General features: G+C 47.0%; 2 protein-coding genes. Both read left to right on the forward strand.

Going from position 1 to position 2,738, the window contains the following annotated elements:
- The first annotated feature begins 546 nt into the window (after positions 1 to 546).
- Positions 547 to 1,995 carry a F0F1 ATP synthase subunit beta gene (gene atpD, locus PX481_RS19765; RefSeq protein ID WP_002760447.1) on the forward strand — a complete coding sequence of 483 codons (1,449 nt, stop codon included), beginning with the start codon at positions 547 to 549 and terminating at the stop codon, positions 1,993 to 1,995.
- A gap of 74 nt (positions 1,996 to 2,069) precedes the next feature.
- On the forward strand, positions 2,070 to 2,486 hold the full coding sequence (gene atpC / locus PX481_RS19770; protein WP_002760449.1) for an ATP synthase F1 subunit epsilon: 417 nt from the start codon (positions 2,070 to 2,072) through the stop codon (positions 2,484 to 2,486).
- The last annotated feature ends 252 nt before the right edge of the window (positions 2,487 to 2,738 follow it).

Consider the following 2,738-nt stretch of genomic DNA (forward strand, 5'->3'; position numbering starts at 1 on the left):
AGGCATAATGGTCGATTTCTGACCATAAGGGATGGTTTTGACTGATAATATGACGTTCAACTAGCTTCATATCTTGATTATACCTGATAACGTTCTTAAAATCTATCGGTGGCCAAAGTTACTTATTTTAGCTATCTAGCTACAGAAATGAGTAGCTTTAAAAAGCTTTAGGTAGGTTTTTGGTTTCTGTGGTTAACCCCAATTTTAAAAGAGAGTTTCCCCTTAAAAATCCCAACCTATATCTTGAGCAATTAAACCCTCGACACTGTGGCCATCTTCTCCTTGAGACATGAGGTAACGTTCAATTAAAGGCAAACCCCTGTGTTTGTTAAGCAGGGAGCAGGGAGCGGGAAGCGGGAAGTGGGGGGAACAAATAAAATAATCTCCCGTCTCCGAGTCTCCTGACGACCGACTGCTGAGGGCTGATAGCGAAAATAACTGATCTGATCCCCTAGCGTGATAAGCTGTGTATTGGCTAATTTTACAAAAAATTAAGACTTTCCCCTTGTGGGAGTTATCAGCTAAAACCCAGAGTAGACATAAACAATGGTAGCGACAACAGAAACTAACGTTGGTAAAATCGTCCAGATCATCGGTCCTGTCATCGATGCCGAATTTCCCAGTGGCAAACTGCCCCGTATTTATAATGCCTTAACCGTAAAAGGAACTAACTCCGCCGGTCAAAATCTATCGGTTACTTGTGAAGTGCAACAGTTACTCGGTGATAACCAAGTGCGGGCCGTTGCCATGAGTACCACCGATGGTTTAGTGCGCGGTATGGATATCGTGGACACCGGCGCGGCGATTAGCGTTCCCGTGGGTAAATGCACCCTCGGTCGGATTTTTAACGTTCTTGGTGAACCCGTGGACGAAAAAGGACCGGTTAACGTCACCGAAACCTCTCCTATTCACCGTCCCGCTCCCAAATTAGTCGATCTTGAAGTAACACCGACGGTTTTTGAAACCGGTATCAAGGTGATTGACCTGCTCACCCCCTACCGTCAAGGGGGCAAAATCGGCCTCTTCGGGGGTGCTGGTGTGGGCAAAACCGTCATTATGATGGAATTAATCAACAATATCGCCATTCAACACGGTGGTGTCTCGGTTTTTGGCGGTGTGGGTGAAAGAACCCGCGAAGGAAACGACCTCTACAACGAGATGATCGAATCGAAGGTAATCAACGCTGATAACCCCGAAGAATCGAAAATCGCCCTCGTTTACGGTCAGATGAACGAACCCCCCGGAGCGAGAATGCGCGTCGGTCTCTCCGCTTTGACCATGGCCGAATACTTCCGCGATGTCAACAAGCAAGACGTACTCTTATTTATTGATAATATCTTCCGTTTCGTGCAAGCCGGTTCGGAAGTATCGGCGCTCCTCGGTCGGATGCCTTCTGCGGTAGGATACCAACCCACCCTCGGTACTGACGTAGGCGACCTGCAAGAGCGGATTACCTCCACCAAAGAAGGATCGATCACTTCCATCCAAGCGGTCTATGTACCCGCGGATGACTTGACTGACCCCGCTCCCGCTACTACCTTCGCTCACTTGGACGGAACAACAGTACTATCCCGGGGTCTGGCTTCCAAAGGTATCTATCCGGCGGTAGATCCCCTCGGTTCCACCAGCACCATGCTCCAAGCTGATATCGTCGGTGATGAACACTACGGCACCGCTCGCGCCGTCCAATCTACCCTGCAACGCTATAAAGAGTTACAGGACATCATCGCTATTCTCGGTTTAGACGAATTGTCGGAAGAAGATCGTCTCACCGTTGACCGCGCTCGCAAAATTGAGCGTTTCCTCTCGCAACCTTTCTTCGTGGCGGAAGTGTTCACCGGTTCTCCAGGTAAATACGTTACTCTCGCTGATACGATCAAAGGCTTCCAGATGATCCTCAAAGGTGAACTCGATAGCTTACCCGAACAAGCGTTCTATATGGTCGGCAATATCGATGAAGCGATCGCTAAAGGCGCAAAACTCAAAAAAGGCTAATTAAAAGTCAGTAGTAACCGCTAAACGCGGTTACTAAACCCAGAAATCTGCCAAAATTATCGTTATTATCACCAATGAGCATTACAGTACGGGTTATTACACCCGATCGCATTGTCTGGGATAACGTGGCTGAAGAAGTAATCCTACCCAGTTCCACGGGACAATTAGGTATTCTTAGCGGTCACGCTCCTTTATTAACTGCCCTGAATATTGGCGTAATGCGAATTCGACCGGGGAAAGACTGGGAAAATATCGCGGTTTTGGGCGGTTTTGCCGAAGTCGAAAATAATGAGATCAAAGTCCTCGTTAATGGGGCGGAATTAGGCTCAAAAATCGATAAAGAAAAAGCTCGCGCCGAATACGAACAGGCCCAAACCCGTCTCGATGAAGTCAGTAAAGGGGATGACCGTCGCAAAACTATCCAAGCGCAACAATCATGGCGCAAAGCTCGCGCTAGATACCAGGCCGCTGGTGGTTTAGTATCGGTTTAAACCCAACCAAATCAAATTAAATTAAAGCAAAATCGGGCGGGTTTATATAAACCTACCCGATTCTTTTTCAGTTATCAGTTATCAGTTATCAGTTATCAGTTATCAGTTAAGTAGGGCTTGCTGAATAAATCTAAAAACCTTGTTGGATAAGACTTTTGGACTTTTTTCCCCTCAAAAAGTACCAGATATGGGAGTGATCAGGGGGAAATTCAGGGACTTTTTCCCTGAAAATTAGGTAATTGACCCCCTCAA

The sequence above is a fragment of the Microcystis sp. M53603_WE2 genome, from assembly GCF_030065435.1.